This window comes from Actinotalea subterranea, assembly GCF_008364845.1.
GTDB lineage: Bacteria > Actinomycetota > Actinomycetes > Actinomycetales > Cellulomonadaceae > Actinotalea > Actinotalea subterranea.
On the sequence record NZ_VTTP01000013.1, the window covers coordinates 93,279 to 111,360 of the forward strand.

14 protein-coding genes are annotated in these 18,082 nt (G+C 73.9%); 10 read left to right on the forward strand and 4 right to left on the reverse strand.

The annotated features are described in order from the left end of the window. Window positions 1–46 precede the first annotated feature (46 nt). Window positions 47–1,759 carry a dihydroxy-acid dehydratase gene (locus FZ988_RS17110; RefSeq protein WP_149205248.1) on the forward strand — a complete coding sequence of 571 codons (1,713 nt, stop codon included), beginning with the start codon at window positions 47–49 and terminating at the stop codon, window positions 1,757–1,759. 145 nt (window positions 1,760–1,904) lie between these two features. Beyond that, complete coding sequence (locus FZ988_RS17115) at window positions 1,905–2,711, forward strand: HpcH/HpaI aldolase family protein (protein WP_149205249.1); 807 nt, start codon at window positions 1,905–1,907, stop codon at window positions 2,709–2,711. On the opposite strand, the gene FZ988_RS17120 is transcribed toward FZ988_RS17115, so the two are convergent. Beyond that, complete coding sequence (locus FZ988_RS17120; protein ID WP_149205250.1) at window positions 2,701–4,320, reverse strand: methyl-accepting chemotaxis protein; 1,620 nt, start codon at window positions 4,318–4,320, stop codon at window positions 2,701–2,703. The two genes, FZ988_RS17115 and FZ988_RS17120, sit on opposite strands and share 11 nt — an antisense overlap. 250 nt (window positions 4,321–4,570) lie before the next feature. Continuing rightward, a complete protein-coding gene (locus FZ988_RS17125) occupies window positions 4,571–5,425 on the reverse strand; it encodes a LysR family transcriptional regulator substrate-binding protein (protein WP_223145175.1) in 855 nt (284 codons plus the stop codon). 168 nt (window positions 5,426–5,593) lie between these two features. Here FZ988_RS17125 and FZ988_RS17130 point away from each other — a divergent pair, with 168 nt between their 5' ends. The 5 genes from FZ988_RS17130 to FZ988_RS17150 all read left to right on the forward strand — a co-directional run bounded on the left by FZ988_RS17130 (window position 5,594) and on the right by FZ988_RS17150 (window position 11,908). Continuing rightward, window positions 5,594–6,121 carry a mycothiol transferase gene (locus tag FZ988_RS17130; RefSeq protein ID WP_149205251.1) on the forward strand — a complete coding sequence of 176 codons (528 nt, stop codon included), beginning with the start codon at window positions 5,594–5,596 and terminating at the stop codon, window positions 6,119–6,121. A gap of 54 nt (window positions 6,122–6,175) precedes the next feature. Further along, on the forward strand, window positions 6,176–7,168 hold the full coding sequence (locus FZ988_RS17135; protein ID WP_149205252.1) for an SDR family oxidoreductase: 993 nt from the start codon (window positions 6,176–6,178) through the stop codon (window positions 7,166–7,168). A gap of 140 nt (window positions 7,169–7,308) precedes the next feature. Then, window positions 7,309–9,237: an oxidoreductase gene (locus FZ988_RS17140; RefSeq protein WP_149205253.1), complete on the forward strand. Its 1,929-nt coding sequence runs from the start codon at window positions 7,309–7,311 to the stop codon at window positions 9,235–9,237. A 106-nt stretch (window positions 9,238–9,343) separates the two neighbouring features. Next, a complete protein-coding gene (locus FZ988_RS17145; protein WP_246169591.1) occupies window positions 9,344–10,666 on the forward strand; it encodes a TrpB-like pyridoxal phosphate-dependent enzyme in 1,323 nt (440 codons plus the stop codon). A gap of 342 nt (window positions 10,667–11,008) precedes the next feature. Continuing rightward, a complete protein-coding gene (locus FZ988_RS17150; RefSeq protein WP_223145176.1) occupies window positions 11,009–11,908 on the forward strand; it encodes a 4Fe-4S dicluster domain-containing protein in 900 nt (299 codons plus the stop codon). Here the strand turns inward: FZ988_RS17150 and FZ988_RS17155 are convergent. Both FZ988_RS17155 and FZ988_RS17160 read right to left on the reverse strand, forming a co-directional pair. Then, window positions 11,850–12,629 carry an acylphosphatase gene (locus FZ988_RS17155; protein ID WP_149205254.1) on the reverse strand — a complete coding sequence of 260 codons (780 nt, stop codon included), beginning with the start codon at window positions 12,627–12,629 and terminating at the stop codon, window positions 11,850–11,852. The two genes, FZ988_RS17150 and FZ988_RS17155, sit on opposite strands and share 59 nt — an antisense overlap. Window positions 12,630–12,728: 99 nt before the next feature. After that, window positions 12,729–13,838, reverse strand: coding sequence for an RDD family protein (locus FZ988_RS17160; protein ID WP_188079161.1), 1,110 nt, complete (start codon window positions 13,836–13,838; stop codon window positions 12,729–12,731). Window positions 13,839–14,092: 254 nt separating this feature from the next. On the opposite strand from FZ988_RS17160, the gene FZ988_RS17165 reads away from it, so the two are divergent. The 3 genes from FZ988_RS17165 to FZ988_RS17175 all read left to right on the forward strand — a co-directional run bounded on the left by FZ988_RS17165 (window position 14,093) and on the right by FZ988_RS17175 (window position 17,664). Then, window positions 14,093–15,259 carry an LLM class flavin-dependent oxidoreductase gene (locus FZ988_RS17165; protein ID WP_149205272.1) on the forward strand — a complete coding sequence of 389 codons (1,167 nt, stop codon included), beginning with the start codon at window positions 14,093–14,095 and terminating at the stop codon, window positions 15,257–15,259. Beyond that, the gene (locus tag FZ988_RS17170; RefSeq protein WP_149205256.1) at window positions 15,256–15,945 is read left to right on the forward strand and encodes a CE1759 family FMN reductase; all 690 of its coding nucleotides are present in this window, start codon (window positions 15,256–15,258) and stop codon (window positions 15,943–15,945) included. Before FZ988_RS17165 ends, FZ988_RS17170 begins: the two co-directional genes overlap by 4 nt. Before the next feature lie 126 nt (window positions 15,946–16,071). Beyond that, window positions 16,072–17,664, forward strand: coding sequence for a histidine kinase N-terminal 7TM domain-containing diguanylate cyclase (locus FZ988_RS17175; protein WP_188079162.1), 1,593 nt, complete (start codon window positions 16,072–16,074; stop codon window positions 17,662–17,664). The last annotated feature ends 418 nt before the right edge of the window (window positions 17,665–18,082 follow it).

Here is an 18,082-nt window from a genome sequence, read left to right on the forward strand (position 1 = left end):
TGTTCCGAATAGTAGTGCAGCATTCCGACAATCGGAAAGAGGCAGCGTGGAGCGACGGAGCTCGCACTGGTACGACGGCGACGGGCGAGACGCCTACATCCACCGCGCGTGGATGCGGCGCGGCCTGCCCGCGCACGCGTTCGACGGTCGACCGCACATCGCGATCGCGAACACCGCCTCCGACCTGACGCCGTGCAACGCCCACCTCGACGAGGTCGCGACCGCCGTCAAGCAGGGCATCTGGGAGGCCGGCGGCGTCCCGCTCAACCTCCCCGTCGTGTCGCTCGGCGAGACCCAGGTGCGGCCCACGGCGATGCTCTGGCGCAACATGGCGGCGATGGCCACGGAGGAGATGCTCCGCGCCAACCCGATCGACGGCGTCGTGCTCCTCGGCGGCTGCGACAAGACGATCCCGTCGCTGCTCATGGCCGCCGCGTCAGTGGACCTCCCTGCAGTCGTCGTCCCTGGCGGCCCCATGCTCACGGGCACCTTCCGCGGGACCCCGCTCGGCTGCGGCACCTCCACGTGGCAGCTCAGCGAGGAGGTGCGCGCCGGCACGCTCTCACGCGAGGACTTCCTACGGTCGGAGTCCGCCATGGTCCGCAGCAAGGGCCACTGCAACACCATGGGGACCGCCTCGACCATGGGCCTGGTCGCCGAGGCGCTCGGCACGACGCTGCCCGGGGTGGCCGGTACACCGGCGCCCGACGCGCGCCTCCTCGAGGCGTCGCACGCGACCGGCCGGCTCGCCGTCGAGCTCGTCGAGGCGGACCGGCGACCCAGCACCCTGCTGAGCCGCGGCTCGTTCCTCAACGCGATCGTCGCGCTCGCCGCGATCGGCGGGTCCACCAACGCGGTCGTCCACCTCCTCGCGATCGCCGGGCGCCTCGGGGTCGAGCTGACGCTCGACGACTTCGACCGGACCGGCTCGGGCGTCCCGCTCCTCGTGGACCTGCAGCCCGCGGGCCGGTTCCTCATGGACGACCTGCACCGGGCGGGCGGGCTCCTCGCGGTCCTCGCCGAGGTCCGCGACCTGCTCGACCCCACGGCGATGACCGTCACGGGCAGGCCGCTCGTGGATCACCTCGACGACGCGGTGGTGTGGGACCGCGAGGTGATCCGTCCGCGGTCCGAGCCGCTCCAGCCCGAGGCGGGCATCGCGGTGCTGCGCGGCAACCTGGCGCCCTCGGGGGCGGTCATCAAGCCGGCCGCCGCGTCGCCGCACCTCCTGCAGCACCGCGGGCCGGCCGTCGTCTTCGACTCGATCGAGGACCTGCACGCGCGGCTCGACGACCCGGACCTGGACGTCGACGCCGACTCCGTCCTCGTGCTGCGCGGCTGCGGGCCGCGGGGCTACCCGGGCATGCCGGAGGTGTCCAACATGCCGATGCCCGCCAAGCTCCTCGCCCGCGGCGTGCGCGACATGGTCCGCGTGTGCGACGGGCGGATGAGCGGTACCGCGTACGGCACGGTCGTGCTCCACGTCGCGCCGGAGGCCGCGGCCGGCGGCCCGCTCGCGCTCGTGCGCACCGGCGACATGATCGTGCTCGACGTCGCGGGCCGACGCCTCGAGCTCGACGTCCCGGCCGCGGAGCTCGCGGCGCGCACGCCGGCCCCGGCCGCGGTCGCCGCGTACGCCGCGCCGACGCGTGGGTGGGAGCGCCTGTACGTCGACCACGTCCAGCAGGCCGACACGGGCGCCGACCTCGACTTCCTCGTCGGCTCGAGCGGCCACCCCGTCGGCCGGGAGTCGCACTGACTCCGCGACCCCGCGCCCGCGCGCACGGAACCCCGACCCCGTCCTGCCCGCCCCGCCCGCCTCACCCACCCAGCCCTGCCCGCCTCACCCAGCCCAGCCGCCCGACCCACGAGCACCCACCGGGCCCTCACCGCCAGGAGCACACATGACCGCACCGCAGCACCACGTCGCCGGACGCAGCGCGGCCGTCCTGCGTGAACGGTGGGCCCAGGACCTGCCCGCGTTCGGCGTCTGGAGCGTGCTGGCCGACCCGGTGGTCGCCGAGCTCCTCGCCGCCGGGCCGGCCGACTTCGTCGTCGTCGACCTGCAGCACGGCCTCGCGACGTTCAGCGAGCTGCCGAGCATGCTCCAGGCGATGCGCGCGGCGGGGCGCGCCCCCGTCGTGCGGGTGCCGTGGAACGAGCCCGCCGCGATCATGCGCGCGTGCGACACGGGTGCCGCGGCGGTGCTCGTCCCCATGGTGAACAGCGCGGCCGACGCGCGCGCCGCGGCGCAGGCGTGCCGCTTCCCTCCGGCCGGCGGGCGCTCGTGGGGCCCGATGTGGGGTGACGTGCGGCCCGACGGCGCGCTGCCGCCGGACCAGCAGGACGACGCCGCGATGTGCCTGGTCATGGTCGAGACGCAGGCAGGCGTCGACGCGCTCGAGCAGATCGTGGCGGTCCCGGGTGTCGACGGCGTGTTCATCGGCCCCAACGACCTCGCCCTGGGCTGCGGGTTCGGGCGCGCGACCTACCGCGACTCGCCCGAGGTCGACGCCCTCGTCCAGCGTGTCGTCGACACGTGCCTGGACGCGGGCGTCGTCGCCGGCCTCTACTGCTCCGACCCCGAGATGGCGCTGGACTGGGCGGGCCGCGGAGCGCGGCTGCTCACCGCGGGGACGGACTCGACGCTGCTGCGCCGCGGGGTCGAGGACCTGTGGGGCGCCCTCGGTCGCGCGGGCGTCACACCGTGAACTGACCCACGAGCACGCGCAGGTCGGAGGACATCCGCGCGAGCTCGCTGACGGCCTGCTGCGACTCGCCGACCCCCTGCGTGGTCATGTCGGCCGCTGCCGCGACACCCGCGATGTTCGCGGCGATGTCGCCCGAGCCGGTGGCCGCCTCGGTGACGCTGCGGCTCATCTCGTTGGTCGTGGCCGTCTGCTCCTCGACCGCCGAGGCGATCGTCGACTGGTAGCCGTTGATCGCGTCGATGACCTCGGAGATCGAGGCGATGGCCGTCACGGCCGAGCCGGTGTCGGCCTGGATGGCCTCGACGCGCCGCGCGATGTCCTCGGTGGCCCGTGCCGTCTCCTGCGCGAGCTCCTTGACCTCCCCGGCCACGACCGCGAAGCCCTTGCCTGCCTCGCCCGCCCGCGCCGCCTCGATGGTCGCGTTGAGCGCGAGGAGGTTCGTCTGCTCCGCGATCGACGTGATCACCTTGATCACGTCGCCGATCTCCTTGCTCGAGGCGCCGAGGCGGTTGACGGTCTCGGTGGTCGAGTGCGCCGCGTCGACGGCGTTCGCGGCGACGCGCACGGCCTCCGTCGCGTTCTGCGCGATCTCGCGGATCGACGCACCCATCTGCTCGGTGCCCGACGCGACGGTCTGCACGCTGCGTGAGACCTGCTCGGCGGCCGCGGAGACGACACCGGCCTGCGCGGCGGTCTCCTCCGCACCCGCGGCGATGTGCTGGGCGGTTCCGGACATCTGCTCGGCCGCCCCCGCGAGCGAGCCCGCGGACTCCTCGATGGTCGACACGACCTGGCGCAGGCTCACCAGCGCCGTGTCGAGCGCCGTTCCCATCCGGCCGACCTCGTCGCCGCCGGTCGCGCCCGAGGTGACCGTGAGGTCGCCCCGTTCGAGCGCGTCGCACACGGACTGGACGCCACGCAGGCGGGTGACGATGGAACGGGCCACCGCGATGCCCAGCCCGACGGCGAGGACCGCCCCGGCGACGAGGAGGACCACCACCTGCAGACGGCTCGCGGCGTACGCGTCCTCGGCGTCCTGCGCCGCGTCGGCCGCAGCCGCCTTCTCGGCCTCGACCAGGTCGTTCAGGTGCCCCATCATCGACTCGATGATCGGCGCGGCCACGTCGTCGCGGACCCGCGTCCACTCGGCGACGTCGTTCTCCCGGCCGAGGGGGATCAGCTGCTCGTCGCGGACCTCGACGTAGTCGGCGAGGCCGGCCTCGAAGGCGTCGACGGTCTCGAGGGTCTGGGCGTCGGCCGCGCCCGCGCGGAAGGTCTCCAGGCGCTCGGCGAGGTCGGCGTCGGCGGCGGAGATCGCGGTCTCGTACCGCGCGATCGACGCGGCGTCGAGCGAGGACACCTGGTTGACGGTGTTGAGGCGCATCTCGAGGGTCAGGCGCCTGATCGCGGTGATCTCGACGATGCCCTGGACGTTCCCCTCGTACATGGCGGTCGTCGCGGCGTTGGTCCGGCCGAGCGCGGAGACACCGAGGACGCCGACGAGGACGCCCACCAGGGTGGCGACGGCGACCGCGGACAGGATCTTCGTGCTCACCCCGAGGTCCTGGAACCAGGAGACCGGGGTGGTACGGGTGCGGGCGGAGCTCATGGTGGTCGTCCCTCTCGAAGGGGGACGCCGTCCTGCGTCGAACAAGCCGTGCCCCCGCGGCTTCCGGCGCATCCGTGCGCCGTCGGCCTTTACTTCGGGCGGCGCAGGGACAATGTGAGCGGACCAAAGTCCCGCGTTCACCCGGCGATCATGGAAGCCAGTTCCATGCGGTCGTGACGGCGCCACGGCCCACGCGGGAGTGCACGCGCGCCGTCGTCGACGCGGAGGTGCGGCTGCCCGCTTGGGCGCGTCAGCGGCTCCGGCCGGGCCGTCCCCGGCGTGCGGTACCGCCCGACCCGCCCGACCTGCCCAGCCCACGCCTCGCACCCCCGGCCCCGCCACGGCCACCCCGCGCACCCGTCCCGGCGCGCTTCGTCCCCGGTGTCCGCTCGTCCTCACGCGCGGCCGGCGCGTCCGACGGGGCGACCGCCGAGGTCGTCCGCGAGCTGCGCGCGGTGCGACCCCTGACGATCCCGACGAGCTCCTCGACGAGCGGTGTGGTGCGGTCGGCGGGCCACGCCAGCGCGATGCGCGTCGGCTCGACGTCGGTGAGGGGCCGGTAGGTGAGGTCCCGGCGGTGGTGGAGCCGCGCGACGGACTGGGGGACGACGAGGAGCCCGACGCCGGCGGCGACGAGCGCGACGAGCTCGGCGGTGGAGCCCTGCGGCACCGGCGGGAGCGGACGTGCACGGCCGGCCCGCGCGGCGTCGCGCCAGGCCGGCACCTCGTCCGGGTCCTGCAGCAGGTCCTCGTCGACGAGGTCCGCGGCACCGACCTCGTCGAACGCGGCCACGGGATGCTCGGCGGGGACGACCACGACGGCGCGCTCCTCGTACAGCGGGATCACGCTCAGGCCATCCGCCCGCACGGGGAGCCTGACGAAGCACGCGTCGACGGCGCGCGTGTCGAGGGCGTCACGGGGATCGCCTTGGAGCGCCTCGACGTGCAGCGCGACGTCCGGGTGCCGCTCAGCCCACACGCGCGACCACTTCGCGAGGGTGACGCCGTCGACGATGCCGACCCGCAGGCCGGGCTCGACGGGCCGTGGCAGGGGTGCGTCCGACGGCTGCACGCCCTCCGGCTCGGCGTCCCCGGTCGCCGCCACACCGCCTCCAGACCCCGGGCGGTGCGTCCACCCGGCTCGCGGACCAGGCTACGGCCCGCGGACCAGGCTCAGGCGCGCCGCGGCCGCCGTCGGCGGAAGGCACCGCACCGCTCGACGCAGCACTGGCGGGCCGCCGCGTCGTCGGGCAGCCTGGCACCGGAGGTGCACATGGACGCCACAGGGGTGCTCGAGGACGCGTTCGGCAGGGTCAGGGGAGCGGTCCACGCCGCGGTCGAGGGGCTGGCGCAGGAGCAGCTCGCCGCACGCCCGGACCCAGGGGCGAACTCGATCGCCTGGCTCGTCTGGCACCTCACGCGCGTGCAGGACGACCACGTCGCCGACGCCTTCGGCCTCGAGCAGGTGTGGCTCGCGGACGGCTGGGCGTCGCGCTTCGGCCTCGCGCTGCCGCTCGAGGACACAGGGTACGGGCACGGCAGCGGCGAGGTCGACGCGCTGGGCGTCGTGCCGGCGTCGCTGCTCCTCGGCTACCACGACGCGGTGCACGACCGGACGGTCGAGGCGCTGCGCGGCGCGAGCGCCGCCGACCTCGACCGGGTCGTCGACACGTCCTGGGACCCGCCCGTGACGCTCGGGGTCCGGCTGGTGAGCGTCGTCGACGACGACCTCGAGCACGCCGGTCAGGCCGGCTACGTGCGTGGCCTCGTGCTGCGCGGTGCGGTCGGCGCCGGGCGCTGACGTCCCGTGCGCCCGGGCCGGGCCCGTGTCGCCGACCGGGTCTAGCGTGGCGCCATGAGCGCACCCAAGGTCCTGTTCATCGGTGGCAGCGGCGTGATCAGCTCCGCCTCGACCCGCCTGGCGGTCGAGCGTGGCCTCGACGTGCACGTCCTGAACCGCGGTGAGAGCACCACGCGTCCGCTCCCCGAGGGGGTCACGGTGCTGCGCGGCGACGTGCGGGACCCCGCATCGGTCCGTGCGGCGCTCGGCGACGCGCAGTACGACTCGGTCGTCGACTGGGTGGCCTTCACGCCCGAGCACGTGCGCACGGATCTCGAGCTGTTCACGGGCCGGGTCGGCCAGTACGTGTTCATCAGCTCCGCCTCCGCCTACCAGACCCCACCGAGCCGTGTGCCGGTGGTGGAGTCGACACCGCTCCGCAACCCCCACTGGGCGTACTCACGGAACAAGATCGCGTGCGAGGACCTGCTCGTCGAGGCGTACCGGCATGACGGCTTCCCCGTGACGATCGTGCGGCCGTCGCACACCTACGACCGCACGCTCGTCCCGCTCGACGGCGGGTGGACGGCCGTGGAGCGCATGCGCCAGGGCCGTGAGGTGGTCGTGCACGGCGACGGCACGTCGCTGTGGACACTGACCCACCATGCGGACTTCGCCACCGGGTTCGTCCCGCTCCTGGGGCACCCGCGGACTCTCGGCGAGGCGTTCCACATCACCTCGGACGACGCCCTCACATGGGACCAGATCACCCGGGCGCTCGCGTCGGCGGCGGGCGTCGAGGCGCGCATCGTGCACGTGCCGTCCGACGTGATCGCGGCGGAGGACCCCGGCTGGGGCGCGGGCCTCCTCGGCGACAAGGCGCACTCGATGGTCTTCGACAACAGCAAGGTGCGACGCGTCGTGCCGTCGTTCCGGCCGACGATCACGTTCGAGCAGGGCGCGCGGGAGATCGTCGACTGGTTCGACGCTGACCCGGCCCGCAAGGTCGTCGACACCCGGATGGACGCGCTCATGGACCGGCTCGTGGAGCGCTTCCGGGTCGGCTGAGCACCGCGGGGCGGGACCATGGGCCCCGCTCCGTGCCCCCCGCCGTCCAGACAATGGGTCGTCCGTGGGCCGCACCGCCGCAGCGCCGCAGCAGTGGTCGGGCGACCCCGCTGCTGCTCAACGTCGAGAGGCACGGCCCCATGAGTTCCTTCGCCCACGTCCTTGCTCCGGGCCGCGTCGGCTCGCTCGAGCTCGAGAACCGCATCGTGCTCGCCCCGATCGGGACCCGCATGGCCCACCCCGACGGCACCGTGAGCGCACGGGAGATCGCGTACCTCGTGGCGCGGGCGCGCGGCGGGGCCGGGCTCCTGGTCACGGGCGGCATGCTGACGGGGACGGACGTCGAAGCGCCCCGGCCGGGCATGAACCGCGTGGACGACGACCGGTTCGTGCCCGGGCTCGCACGCCTCGTCGACGCCGTCCACCAGGCCGGGGCCAAGGTCGCCGCGCAGCTCTCGCCGGGGCTGGGACGCGTCGGGGCGCCCGAGCCGGGCCGGCGGGTCCCCGTGTCCTCGTCGCCGACGCCGTGGCTCGCCGACCCGGCGCGCACGTGCCGCGAGCTCGGCACGGACGAGGTCCGCCTCCTCGTCCGCCGGTTCGGCGAGGCCGCGGCGCGCGTGGCTGCGGCCGGCGTCGACATGATCGACGTGCACGGGCACACGGGCCACCTCGTGGACCAGTTCATGTCCGAGCTCTGGAACCGGCGCACCGACGTCTACGGCGGGTCGCTGGAGAACCGCGTGCGCTTCGCGGCCGAGCTGGTCGGGGCCGCCCGCGACGCGGCGCCGGGCCTCCCGGTGTCCTTCCGGCTCTCGACGGTCCACCACGTCCTCGGCGGCCGCGACCTCGAGGAGTCGCTCGAGGTCGCGCGCATGCTGCAGGCCGCCGGCGTCGACCTCATGGTCGTGGACGAGGGTGCGCAGGACGCGGCGGACTACGCGTTCCCGCCGTACTACCTCGGCGACGCCCCGTTCGTCGCGACCGCCGCGGCGGTCCGCAAGGTCCTGGGCATCCCTGTCGCGGTCGCCGGGAACATGACGCCCGAGCTCGCCGAGAAGGCCATGGCGGACGGGGAGATCGACTTCGTCGCGTTCGGACGCCCGCTCGTCGCGGACCCGGACCTGCCGCGCAAGCTCGCCGCCGGACGCCCGGGCCGGATCCGGCCGTGCGTGCGCTGCAACGTGCTGTGCATCGGGAACGTGGCCGCCGGGGCGTCGCTCGCGTGCTCCGTGAACCCGCTCGCGGGTCGGGAGAGCTCGGTGACGGTCGGCCGTGCGACGCGCTGCAAGCGAGTCGTGGTGGTGGGCGGCGGGCCCGCAGGCCTCGAGGCTGCCCGGGTCGCGGCGCTGCGCGGTCACACCGTGGACCTCTACGAGCGCGCCGGGCACCTCGGCGGCGTGCTCTGGCCTGCTGCGACGCCGCGCTTCAAGCAGGAGCTCCGCTCCATGGTCGGCTGGTGGCGGGGCCAGCTGAGCGAGCTGGGTGTCACCGTCCACCTCAACTGGGAGATCACGCCGGGCTCGCCCGCGCTCGCCGGGGCGGACGAGCTGGTCATCGCGACGGGTGCGCTCCCGGTGCACCCGGTCACCATCTCCGGTCTCGGGCGCGAGGGGGTCCTCGACGTGCTCGCCGTGCACCGCGGCGCGGCTGTCGGCCACCGGGTCGTCGTCGTCGGCGGTGGCCTCTCGGGTGCGGACCTCGCGCTCGACCTGGCCGCCGGTGGGCACGAGGTCGTCGTCGTCGAGCAGGAGGCCGAGATCGCGCGCGACATGCTCGCGCTCAACCGCCGCGCCCTGCTTCGGCAGCTCGACGAGGTCGGCGTGACGGTCCTGACGGGGCACACGGTGAGCGCGGTCGAGCCCGGCGCGGTCGTGGCGGCGGGCGTCGCGGGCGTCGGGCGCATCGAGGCCGACTCGGTGGTCGTCGCCCTGGGGATGCGTCCCAACGCGACCCTGACGGGCGTCGGCCTCCTCGAGGACCCGCGCGTGCACGTCGTCGGCGACTGCCTCGAGCCCGCCAAGGTGGGCGACGCCGTGCACGCCGCTTTCGCGATGGCCAGCGCTCTCTGACCCGGCCGCGACGGACGGGACGGCCGGTCCGCGGTCGCCCGTCCGCCGCACCGGGACGCGTCGATATGCTCGCGACGACTTCCCCTCGACGACGAAGGACGGCTCCGTGAGCACCACCGACCAGCCCGTGACGTCCACCCCCACGACGCCGCTCACCGACCCGCTCGGGTTCGCCGTCCCGTCGTCGGTGCCGACGCACTGGTACAACCTGTCGGCCGACCTCCCCGAGCCGGTCCCGCCGCACCTGCACCCCGGGACGCACGAGCCTCTCGTCCCGGCGGACCTCGCACCGCTCTTCCCGATGGCGCTCATCGAGCAGGAGGTCACGACCGAGCGGTACGTCGAGATCCCGACGACCGTCCGGGAGATCTACGCCCTGTGGCGGCCGTCACCGCTCGTCCGCGCGCACCGCCTGGAGCGCGCCCTGGGGTCCAAGGCCCGCATCTACTACAAGTACGAGGGCGTGAGCCCCGTCGGCTCCCACAAGCCCAACACCGCGGTCGCGCAGGCCTACTACAACGCCGTCGAGGGCATCACACGCCTGACGACCGAGACGGGCGCCGGTCAGTGGGGCGCGTCGCTCGCCATGGCCTGCTCGCTGCTCGGCCTCACGTGCGAGGTGTGGCAGGTCCGGGCCTCGTACGACGCGAAGCCGTACCGCCGCTTCCAGATGGAGACGTACGGCAGCGTCTGCCACTCGTCGCCGTCCGAGCTCACGGAGGCGGGCCGGGCGATCCTCGCCGCGACGCCTGACACGACGGGATCGCTCGGCATGGCGATCAGCGAGGCCGTCGAGGTCGCCGCGCAGGACCCGGGCGCGCACTACTCGCTGGGCAGCGTGCTCAACCACGTGATGCTCCACCAGACGGTCATCGGCCAGGAGGTGCTGACCCAGCTCGCGGCGGCGGGCGAGCGGCAGGCGGACGTCGTGTTCGGCTGCGCGGGCGGCGGCTCGAACCTCGCAGGCCTCACCTTCCCGCTCATCGGCCAGAACCTGCGCGAGGGCACGACGACGCGGGCGGTCGCGTGCGAGCCCGCCGCCTGCCCGTCGCTGACGCAGGGCGAGTACCGCTACGACCACGGCGACGTGGCCGGGCTGACGCCGCTGCTGAAGATGCACACGCTCGGCAAGGACTTCGTGCCGCCGGCCATCCACGCGGGCGGTCTGCGGTACCACGGCATGTCGCCGATGGTGTCGCACGCCGTGAACCTGGGGCTCATCGACCCCGTCGCGGTGGACCAGGACTCGGCGTTCGCCGCGGGCGTGCTGTTCGCGCGGGCGGAGGGGATCGTGCCCGCGCCCGAGTCGACGCACGCGGTGGCCGCGGCGATCGCGCACGCGCGCACGGCGGCCGAGGGCGAGGTCCTCGTCATCGGCCTGTCGGGCAACGGCGTCCTGGACCTGCCGGCGTACGCGGACTACGTCTGACGGTCCCGGAGCCGCGACCTAGGTCCCTGGCCCCGCGCACCCCCGCGAACGAGCGTGGAGGTGTCACCCAGCGGGGAGGCGTCCGATGACGGACGAGACACGGGTCATCGACCTGGCGGGCCTGCAAGGACTCATCGACGTCCTGGGGGCGCGCGGCTACCACGTGGTGGGCCCGGTCGTCCGGGACGGAGCCGTGGTCCTGTCGGCCGTGACGCGGGTCGACGACCTGCCGCGCGGCTGGGGTGACGTCGAGGACGCGGGCTCGTACCGGCTCCGCCGCCGGGACGACGACGCGCTGTTCGGGTTCGCCGCAGCGCCGCAGCGCCGCAGGCCGTCAAGCCGGTGCTCTTCCCCGCGGAGGAGGTCATCTGGCGCGGGCGCAGGACCGGCACGGAGTTCACGGTCCACGACGCGGCCCCTGCCGACGGCTCCGTCCCGGCGGGCCCGTACGCGTTCCTCGGGGTGCGGGGCTGCGACACGAGCGCGAGCGCGATCCACGACGCGGTGCTCACGTCCCGCACGTACGCGGACGTCCGGTACGCGGTCAGGCGCCAGGGGGCGTTCGTCGTCGCTGTCACGTGCTCCGACCCCGGGGGCACGTGCTTCTGCGCCTCGATGCGCACGGGCCCACGTCCGACGCAGGGGTACGACCTCGCGCTGACCGAGCTCCTCGACGGCGCGTCGCACCGCTTCCTGGTGGAGGTCGGCTCGTCGCGTGGTGCGGAGGTCCTCGCGGACGTCGTGAGCGTCCCCGCTCCCGAGGCCGACGTGCGCGCGGCCGACGAGATCGCGCGGTCGGCGGCCTCCCGCATGGGTCGTGAGCTTGACACGGACGGCCTCAAGGAGCTCCTCTACGCGAGCGCGGAGAGCCCGCGCTGGGACGACGTGGCCTCACGGTGCCTGGCGTGCACGAGCTGCACCATGGTCTGCCCGACGTGCTTCTGCACGTCCGTCGAGGACGTCGCGGACCTCACGGGGGACGTCGCCGAGCGGCGGCGCGTGTGGGACTCGTGCTTCTCGGAGGACTTCTCCTACATCCACGGCGGTTCCGTGCGGCCGGAGAGCCGGTCGCGGTACCGGCAGTGGATGACGCACAAGCTCGCCTCGTGGGTCGACCAGTTCGGCATGTCCGGCTGCGTCGGCTGCGGACGGTGCATCACGTGGTGCCCGGCCGCGATCGACATCACCGCGGAGGCCGCCGCGCTGCGGTGGACGCCGCAACCCGCTGCGACCCGCAGCTGACGGCGACGACCTGCCCCGCGCGCAGAGCCGTGACCGCGGCGGCGAGCGCGTCGTCTCCGTGCGCGCCGGGTGCGGCGTCGCCCGAGCGTCGGTACGTCAGGTGCGGGCCGCACGTCGGGCAGGCCACGGGCTCGGCATGGAAGCGCCGGTCGCCCGGGTCGTGGTACTCGCGGTCGCAGGCCGGGCACAGCGGGAAGTCCCGCATGCTGGTCGCAGCCCGGTCGTACGGCAGGTCGTCGATGATCGTCGCCCGGGGCCCGCAGTCCGTGCAGTTGAGGAACGGGTAGCGGTAGCGACGGTCGCCGGGGTCGCGGAGCTCGGCCAGGCAGGCCGGGCAGGTGGCGAGGTCCGGTGGGAAGAGACGCTCGACCTGCGTACCCGGGGCGGACCCGGCGATCACGAAGGCCCCGAGGTCCCGGGCCTGGCGCGAGCGGGGCGTCGTGAGCGGCCCGGACCTGATCTCGTCGACACGCGCTCGCGGTGGGGCCTCAGCCCTGAGCCGCCGGGTCAGCTCGGCGAGCGCGCCGGGCGTCCCGGTGGCCTCGATCTCCACCCGGCCGCCGACGTTGCGCACCTGCCCCTCGAGCCCGAGCTCGTTGGCGAGGCGCCAGACGAACGGCCGGAACCCGACTCCTTGGACCACCCCGTCCACGACCAGGCGCGCGCTCGTGACAGGGCCGGTGGACCGGTCCCGCGCGGCACAGCCGGCGGACGCTGCCATACCTCGGATGCTGCCACCCGCAGGGTGACGGGCGGGAGGGTCCAAGGTCGCGCACGGCTGGGTGTCGACCGCGGCGGTCGTCGGTCGTCGGGTCCGGCGTCAGGCCTCGTCGAGGTCCATGGTCGCTCGGCACGGCGGTGACTCGACGCCGTCGACCACCATCGTCATCGTCCACGTCCACCGCTGCCCGAGGGGCTCGACCTCGCTGAGCGGCAGGGTGACGCCGGTCTCCAGGGACGCGAGCGGGGTCCCGACGCCGGGCTGGACCACCCCGCCCTCGACGCGGTGGTCGATCTGCCGGGCCGGACCGTCGACCGGTCCGAGCATGAGACGGAGGGTGACGTCGTCGTCGCTGCTCAGCTCGCCCTCCCACGTCCAGACGGCCCGCAGGCCAGGGTCGTCGCCGGGCGCCAGGACCGTGCGCTCGATCCCCAGCCGGCTCATGGTCGCGGTGCCGTCCACGTACGTGAGGGTGCCCTCCGTGAGCCGCGGGGACAGGCTCTGCCGCTCGGTCGCGGCGCCGACCACGCACCGCGACGCGGGTGCCGGGCCCGACTGGTACGACTGGACGAGCATGAGTGCCGCGCTGGCGACGCACACCGGCGTCATCACGTGCGTGAGCCTGCGCCTCCACACGGGTTCGGCGTCGACCTCCCACGTCAGCGGCCGCGCGGCGCCGTGGTCGGGGTCCGACATGGCCCACCGGCGGTGCGGTCGCGGCCTGTCGGTGTGCACGACGGTCGTCCGCATGAGGCTGTCCGCGTAGGTCTTGCGCGCCGGGTTCCACAGCGGGCGCAGGTAGCCCACGAGGAAGAGCGCGTCCAGCAGGTGCGCGGCGCCTCGGACGAGTGTGCGGAGCAGGCCGACGGGCCGGGCGTCGACGTCGCCGACGACGACGATGCCCACGGCGAGCTTTCCGGGCGTCGACCCGAGGTACGCCTGCATGGCGAGCACGGCGAGCAGGCTCGCGACGAGCACGCCGTTCTCGGTCCACGGCTGGCCGGGCCCGGTGACGGCGCCGACGTCCAGGAAGGGTGTGAGGCTCGGTGCTCCCGCGGGCTGCACGGGCAGCACCAGGTAGGCGAGTGCGGCGAGGAGCGCGTTGTCGAGGAGGGCTGCGACGAGCCGTCGGGACCAGGGCGCCAGGGGTGGTTCGGCATCGGGTCGCCACGCACCGGGACCGGCCGGCTCCGTTGCCTCGGACGTCATCGCACTGCCCCCCTGCCGGCGGTGCGCCCCCCGCATCGCCGGGCTCATCATGGCGTACGGGTGCGCCCTGACGGGGCCGTCCACAGGCGCGCGTGCGGGCACTTCACCCGCTCGGGTCCCGAGGGCCGTAGGTGCGCGCCGGGCCTGGGCGGGCGACCATGGGGGAGCGGGGAGGACGGAATAGCTGGCCACGACGAGGTGTTCTGCCGTCAGGTTGATTGAATGTTGCACTAGATAGGCGGGAGCCTCAGATGATGCAGTTCGGGATCTTCACGGTCAGCGACATCACCACGGACCCGACGACGGGCCGCACGCCGTCGGAGGCGGAGCGCATCAAGGCGGTCGTCGCGATCGCCAAGAAGGCCGAGGAGGTCGGCCTCGACGTCGTCGCGCTCGGCGAGCACCACAACCCACCGTTCTTCTCCTCGTCGCCGACCACGACGCTCGCGTACGTGGCGGCGCAGACGGAGCGCATCCTGCTCTCGACCGCGACGACGCTCATCACCACCAACGACCCGGTGAAGATCGCGGAGGACTACGCGATGCTCCAGCACCTGGCCGACGGCCGCGTCGACCTCATGATGGGTCGCGGCAACACCGGCCCGGTGTACCCGTGGTTCGGCAAGGACATCCGTCAGGGCATCCCGCTGGCTGTCGAGAGCTACGCGCTCCTGCACCGCCTGTGGCGCGAGGACGTCGTCGACTGGCAGGGCCGGTTCCGCACGCCCCTCCAGTCCTTCACGTCGACGCCTCGGCCGCTCGACGGAATCCCGCCCTTCGTGTGGCACGGGTCGATCCGCAGCCCGGAGATCGCCGAGCAGGCCGCGTACTACGGCGACGGGTTCTTCCACAACAACATCTTCTGGCCCATGGAGCACACGGTCCGGATGGTCGAGCTGTACCGCCAGCGCTTCGAGCACTACGGGCACGGTCGCGCCGACCAGGCCATCGTCGGGCTCGGTGGGCAGGTCTTCATGCGCAAGGACTCGCAGGCGGCCGTCCGGGAGTTCCGGCCGTACTTCGACAACGCGCCGGTCTACGGGCACGGCCCGTCGCTGGAGGAGTTCTCGGCGCAGACGCCACTGACGGTGGGCAGCCCCCAGCAGGTGATCGACCGCTACGCGGCGATGCGCGACCACGTGGGCGACTACCAGCGTCAGCTGTTCCTCATCGACCACGCGGGCCTCCCGCTCGCGACCGTCCTCGAGCAGCTCGAGCTGCTCGGTGGTGAGGTCGTGCCCGTGCTGCGCAAGGAGCTGGCCGTGAACCGGCCCGCCCACGTCCCGGACGCCCCGACGCACGCCGGGCTGGTGGCCGCAGCCGGCGGGTCCAAGGATGCGACGGTCTACGCCGCGGCCGACGACGTCACGGGCGCCTCGCCCGAGCCCGCCGCCGCGGCCACCACGGGGCGGGAGCGATGACCGCCGACGGCGGGACGCCGGACCGCTCGGGGCCGCGACGCCTCGCGGTCGTGTCCTCGGGCCTGCGTGAGCCCTCGTCGACGCGCCTGCTCGCCGACCGCCTCGCCGACGCGACTGCGCGCGAGCTCCGCCGGCGCGGGATCGACGTGACCGTCGACGTCGTCGAGCTCCGTGAGGTGGCGACCGATCTCACCGGGATGCTGCTCAGCGGCTTCGGCTCGGCGGCGCTCAGGCACGCGATCGACACCGTGACGACGGCGGACGGCGTCATCGCCGTCACGCCGATCTTCTCGGGGTCGTACACGGGCCTGTTCAAGACCTTCTTCGACGTCCTCGAGCACGGTTCGCTCGCCGGGACGCCGGTGCTCATGGGGGCGACGGCCGGCACGGCCCGCCACTCGCTCGCCCTCGAGCACGCGGTGCGCCCGCTGCTGAGCTACCTACGCGCGGCCGTCGTCCCGACGGGCGTCTTCGCGGCGACGGAGGACTTCGGCCGTTCGGCAGGCACGGCGGACGACGACGCCACGTCCCTCGCGGACCGTGTCGAGCGGGGTGCGTACGAGCTCGCGGAGATGATGGCGAGCCGTGGCCGGCGCTCTGCCGCGGGCCCGGTCGACCCCTTCGCACTGACCGCCGACTTCGCGAGCCTCCTCAACCCGGAGGGCGCCGCCGACAGCCGTCCGTGACGCGGCGCTGACCTGCCGGCGCGCGTGCGGGTGAGGTACCGGGTGAAAACGGGGCATCAAGGACCTTCGGCCTCGCGGCTCGGTACCGGGCCCGGTATGCCTGGTGACCTAGGTCCGGAGGTCGGGATGCCGTCCATCCTCGAGCTCGTCAGCGTGGTGAGCGCGGCCGTCGCCGCGGTGACCGGCGTGCTCGTGCTGCGCCGGCACGGGACGTCACCCTTGTCCGCGCCCCTGACCCTCGTGATGTTCGGCGTCGCGGAGTGGGGCTTCGCGGAGTCCGTCGCCTCGCTCGCCGCGGACGAGCAGGTCAAGATCGCCTTCGAGTACGCGTCGATGCCGGGCGTCGCGGCGGTCGTCGCCGGTGCGGTGTGGCACGCGACAGTGCTCTCGGGCCGAGGGGAACGTCCGAGCCGCGCGACCCTCCGCTGGCTCGCGGTCGAACCGACGCTGCTCGTGCTCGTGGTCGTCACGGACCCGTGGCACCGGCTCCTCTTCGCGGCGATCGGCTACACCCCGGACGGGACGTTCCGGATCACCTTCGGCCCGCTGTTCTGGGTCCACGCGGCCTACAGCTACGGCGCGCTGGCCGTCGTCGTGTGGCTCCTGGCGGGTGGCGTCGCGCGGACGGTGCGTGGCCAGCGACGGCTCCTCGCCCTCGCCCTCGGGGGCGTGCTCGTGCCGCTCGTCGCGAGCGTCGAGTCCGTGGTGCGTCCGCCGAGCCAGGGAGCGCTCGACCTGGCGCCGGCGGGCTTCCTCGTCACCGCAGGCGTCTGGCTCTGGGTCGAGCGGTTCTCCGGCGACCTGCGGGCCGTCCCGCTCACGACCAGGCACGTCCTGTTCGCGCTGACGGACGCGGTGGTGGTGCTCGATGCCGCCGGCCGGGTGGTGGACGCGAACCGGGCGGGCACCGCTCACCTTCTGCGCTACCGACCGGAGCTGGCGGGTGACGTCATCGGCCGGCCGTGGACCGACCTGGTGGCGCCGCGCATCGTGGAGACGCTGGCCGGCGCGGAGCACCGGTTCATCACCGGCTCGGACGGTCAGACGCTCGACGTGCGGGTGAGCAGGGTGGTGACCGCTGCCGGCCGGCTCCAGGGCGAGGTCGTCGTCATCCGCGACGTGACCGAAGTCGAGCGGATGCGCGCAGAGCTGTCGGAGCAGGCGTTGCGCGACGTGCTGACGGGCCTGTTCAACCGGCGCCACCTCGAGCGGGTGCTCCCCGAGGCCGTGCAGGCGGCGCTTGCTGACGACCGCCCCCTGTCGGTCCTCATGGTCGACGTCGACCGCTTCAAGGAGGTCAACGACCGGTGCGGACACGCGGCGGGCGACCGCGTGCTCGTCGAGGTGGCACGGGTCCTCCAGACGGGGGTACGCCCGCAGGACGTCGTCGCCCGGACGGGCGGTGACGAGTTCGTGATGCTCCTGCCTGGCGTGACCGGGCCCGACGCCGCGCAGCGCGCGGAAGACCTGCGCACCCGGTGCGTGGGCGTCACGCTCCCGGGCGGGTCGCCCGACGGCCACGTCACGGTGAGCGTCGGGGTCGCACAGCTTGCTGCACGCGGCTCGGTGGGGAAGCTGCTCGACGACGCGGACGCCGCGCTCTACGACGCGAAGGCCGCCGGACGGGACATGGTCGCGCTCGCCGCGGCACCCGCGTGCCATCACGAGGGCGTTCCGGAGCGGCCGCGCGCCCAGGACCCTGACGACGACCTCCGCTGAGCCGGCCAGCGGGCTGGGGAAGCTGCTGCGAGAGCGCCGGCCAGAGCGGGCACACGGCGCAGTCCCCAGGCGGCCGGCACCCGTGGGCGCGCCGCGCGACGAGCCTGGCACGGGGGCCAACGGCCCCCGACTTGCACCGGTGCCCGGCGCCACGTAGTGTTGTCTCTCGGCCCGCAAGGGAGGAACGGACAGCGAGGAACACCTCGCAGGCCGGTCCCCGGGGCCCAAACACTCCGACTTGAACGGGTTCGACGCTTCGGCGTCGGGAACGGTCGCGCCGGGATGTGGGGAGCGGCAGAAGCGGAGTTTGACTCCGCGAAGCGGTTCCGCTAAGTTTGAGCGGTTGCCTCCGGACGGGTTGTGATGGCCTGGATGGATGAGCGTCTGTTCCTTGAGAACTCAACAGCGTGCCAAAAGT